This is a genomic window from Micromonospora sp., from assembly GCF_048594385.1.
Taxonomy (GTDB): Bacteria; Actinomycetota; Actinomycetes; order Mycobacteriales; family Micromonosporaceae; genus Micromonospora; species Micromonospora wenchangensis.
Window position 1 is genome coordinate 1 of the sequence record NZ_JBMDWU010000012.1, and the last position, 3,088, is coordinate 3,088.

General features: G+C 73.5%; 6 protein-coding genes. 3 read left to right on the forward strand and 3 right to left on the reverse strand.

The window, feature by feature from the left end; genetic code table 11:
* The first annotated feature begins 90 nt into the window (after positions 1–90).
* Complete coding sequence (locus ACOJTC_RS00500) at positions 91–306, forward strand: sulfurtransferase TusA family protein (RefSeq protein WP_420115303.1); 216 nt, start codon at positions 91–93, stop codon at positions 304–306.
* A gap of 73 nt (positions 307–379) precedes the next feature.
* On the opposite strand, the gene ACOJTC_RS00505 is transcribed toward ACOJTC_RS00500, so the two are convergent.
* Positions 380–706, reverse strand: coding sequence for a hypothetical protein (locus tag ACOJTC_RS00505; protein WP_420115304.1), 327 nt, complete (start codon positions 704–706; stop codon positions 380–382).
* 104 nt (positions 707–810) lie between these two features.
* Here ACOJTC_RS00505 and ACOJTC_RS00510 point away from each other — a divergent pair, with 104 nt between their 5' ends.
* Entirely contained in the window at positions 811–1,659 is an 849-nt protein-coding gene (locus ACOJTC_RS00510; RefSeq protein ID WP_420115305.1) for a helix-turn-helix domain-containing protein, read from the forward strand.
* An 18-nt stretch (positions 1,660–1,677) separates the two neighbouring features.
* Positions 1,678–1,887, forward strand: coding sequence for a DUF397 domain-containing protein (locus ACOJTC_RS00515; protein WP_363651516.1), 210 nt, complete (start codon positions 1,678–1,680; stop codon positions 1,885–1,887).
* A 121-nt stretch (positions 1,888–2,008) separates the two neighbouring features.
* Here the strand turns inward: ACOJTC_RS00515 and ACOJTC_RS00520 are convergent, their stop codons facing one another.
* Together ACOJTC_RS00520 and ACOJTC_RS00525 are read right to left on the reverse strand one after the other, a co-directional pair.
* Positions 2,009–2,509 carry an AAA family ATPase gene (locus tag ACOJTC_RS00520; protein WP_420115306.1) on the reverse strand — a complete coding sequence of 167 codons (501 nt, stop codon included), beginning with the start codon at positions 2,507–2,509 and terminating at the stop codon, positions 2,009–2,011.
* Positions 2,506–3,088: PfkB family carbohydrate kinase (locus tag ACOJTC_RS00525; RefSeq protein WP_420115307.1), on the reverse strand; the 583-nt coding region annotated here is incomplete at its 5' end. The genes ACOJTC_RS00525 and ACOJTC_RS00520, both read right to left, overlap by 4 nt.

Below are 3,088 nucleotides of genomic sequence, written 5' to 3' on the forward strand. Positions count from 1 at the left end.
GCCCGGGCGGCCCGCCTCCCGGGCGGGGCGGCCCCCCGGCCGGGGCGGGGGGGCGGGGGGGGGGGCGGGGGCGGCGCGGGGACCGGGCCGGTGGAGGTGCTGGACTGTCGAGGGCAGCGCTGCCCACTGCCGGTGATCGCGCTGGCCCGCCGGCTGCCGGAGCTGCCCGTCGGCACGGTCCTGCGGGTCCTCGCCGACGACCCGGCCGCCGCCGTCGACATCCCCGCCTGGTGCCGGATGCGCGCCCAGGAGTTCGTCGCCGCCCTCCCCGACGGCCCCGCCTACGAGGTACGCCGCACCCACTGACCCACCCCGCCCCGCCCCGCCCCGCCCCGCCCCGCCCCGTCGATCATGGAGTTGTGGTGGTCGATATGCGGCATTACTGCCGTTTCGAAGGCACCACAACTCCATGATCGACACGGGCGGGGATGGGGGTGTCGATCCAGATCAGGTGGAGGCGGCGGCCGGTGCGGGCGAAGAGCCGCAGCGCGCTCTCGGCGGTGGCGAAGTGCCCGGTCGACGTTCTTCCGTCGTGGCGCAGCAGGGCGCTGTCGGGGAAGGCCAGGCCCCAGGCGAAGACCCCGCCGTCGAGGCGGTCGCCGTACTCCTCGCAGAGCGCGAACCGGCGTGGGGCGAACTCGTTCGCAAGGTCGACGAGCATCAGGTGGAACTCCTCGGGCGTGCCGAGCGGCGCGGGGTCAGGCATGACCACCTCCAAGAGTCGTTGCTATACGTATAGCTCCTATCCTTGCTCTTCGGAAGACTCAACGGCATGATGTTCTTCGTCGGTACGAGTCGTGGAGGCGATACATGGGCAGGCGAACAGATCCTTCGGCGCTGCGCTGGCTGATCGGTGCCGAGCTGGGTCGGTATCGCCGCGAGGCACCGATGACGCTGACCGAGCTGTCGGCCCGCACCGGCATCGGCAAGCCGAAGCTCGGCCACATGGAGACCGGCCGTTACCAGCAGTTTCCCGAGGACATCGCGGCTGTGCTCCGCGCCTGCGGGGCCGACCAGCCCGCGATCGACCGGCTGACCACGCTGGCCGGCCGCTCCGACGCCAAGACCTGGTGGGCACCCTGGGCCGCAGTGATGCCGGACTGGTTCAAGACGTACGTCGGGCTGGAAGGGCTGGCCGACGGGGCGTTCGTGTTCGAGTCGATGGTCATCCCCGGTCTGCTCCAGACCGAGGAGTACGCCCAGGCGCTGACCCTGGGCACCGGATTCGTCCGCCCCGATCACGCCGAGCGTTTCGTGTCCTTCCGGCAGACCCGGGCCCGGCGGCTCACCGACGACGACCCGCTCACCCTGCACGCGGTGATCGGCGAGGCGGCGCTGCGGCTACGGGTCAACGGCGACGAGACCCGACGGGCGCAGCTCGCCCACCTGGCCACCATGTCCGAGCTGCCGAACGTCACCGTGCAGGTGCTCCGCCCCGAGGACGGCCCGCACGCCGCCGGTGCGATAGGCAAATTCGTCCTGCTGGACTTCGCCAACGTGCGCCCGATCGCCTACACCGAGGTGCTCGACGGGGCGATGTACGTGCAGGACCCGGACGGGGTACGCACCTATAGCATGGTGGCAGACAACCTGCGCCAGGTCGCCCTCTCGCCCGCCGAGTCGCGCGCGTTGATCAGGGAGTTGGCCGGCGCGGCCTAGCGCCCCTCGGAGGCCACCGTGCGCACCCCCGACCTCACCACCGCCCGCTGGTTCACCAGCAGCCGCAGCACCAACAACGGCGACTGCGTCGAGTGTGCCGTCCTGCCCGACGGGGTGGCGGTGCGGGACAGCAAGGACCGGTCCGGCCCGGTGCTGATCTTCCCCGCCCGTCAGTGGGCGGCGTTCGTCGCCGCCACCCCGGCCCGCTCCCCCGGGCAGGCCGGCTGACCCCGCCCGACGCGGGCCGCCTTCCCCGAAGCCGGCCGCCAGCCGAACCGGCCGCACGCCAGGTGCGGACCGGGACCAGGACAGCCAGGTGCCCGGACCGGAACAGCCAGTCGGGCCGGGATCAGGTGAGGTACCGCAGGATCGCCGGGAGCGGGTCGATCGGAATGGTGGTGTCGACCACCAGGCGGGGGCCGATCAGCGGTTCGTACCCCGTGCCGCGCTGCCGGGTCTGCTCCCAGGTCGGGGCGAGCGGGTCGGCGGCATGCCGGGCCTCGACCCGGCGGCGCAGTTCCGCCTCGTCGCCGCAGTACACCTCGATCAGCCGCAGCGGCACCCCGGCCCGCTCGGCCAGCTCGAACCAGAGCCCCCGGGTGCCGGCTGCCGGGTTGGCCGCGTCGACCACCACGCTGGTGCCCAGCCCCAGCTGCACCTCGGCCAGCCCGGCCAGCGCGTCGTAGCCGGCCGGGCCCGACCCGGGGCCGGTCAGCCCGTGCCGGGCCAGCGCCCGCTCGATCGGGTCGACCGCCAGCACCGCCGCGCCCAGCGCCACGCCGACCTGCCCGGCGAGGGTGCTCTTGCCCACCCCCGGCAGGCCGGCGAAGACGACCAGGAGCTGCGTCATGGCACCAGGTGCGGCCGAACGTCCTCGGCGGCGGCGTCCCCGTACGACTCGGCCAGCCGCTTGACGAACAGGTCGCGGCGCACGTCGTACTCCTGGGTGCCGACGGTCTCCAGCACCAGGGTGGCCAGCAGTGAGCCGACCTGGGCGGCGCGTTCGAGGCCGAGACCCCAGGACAGGGCGGCGAAGAAACCGGCCCGGAAGCCGTCGCCGACCCCGGTCGGGTCGACGGCCCGGATCTCCCGGGCGATCGGCACCCGGAACGGCTCCGCGTCCCGGGTGGCGATCTCGACACCGTCCTTGCCGAGGGTGGTGACCCGGACCTTCACCCGCTCCAGGAGCTGGGCGTCGGTCAGGCCGGCCTTGCTCTGCAGCAGCGACTTCTCGTAGTCGTTGGTCATCAGGTACTCGGCGCCGTCGATCAGCGAGACCACGTCCGCGCCGTCCATCCGGGCGAGCTGCTGGGACGGGTCGGCGACGAAGGCGTAGCCCCGGTCCCGGGACGGGGCCGAGGGGCGGAGCAACGCCGCCGGGGCGGTCGCGCGGACCACGACCCGGTCGCTGCCCCCGAACCGGGCCGCC

Excerpts from the sequence above, each read along its gene's own strand:
- ACOJTC_RS00520 (WP_420115306.1), bottom strand. The coding sequence starts at position 2,509 with ATGACGCAGCTCCTGGTCGTCTTCGCCGGCCTGCCGGGGGTGGGCAAG.
- ACOJTC_RS00510 (WP_420115305.1), top strand. The coding sequence starts at position 811 with ATGGGCAGGCGAACAGATCCTTCGGCGCTGCGCTGGCTGATCGGTGCC.
- ACOJTC_RS00505 (WP_420115304.1), bottom strand. The coding sequence starts at position 706 with ATGCCTGACCCCGCGCCGCTCGGCACGCCCGAGGAGTTCCACCTGATG.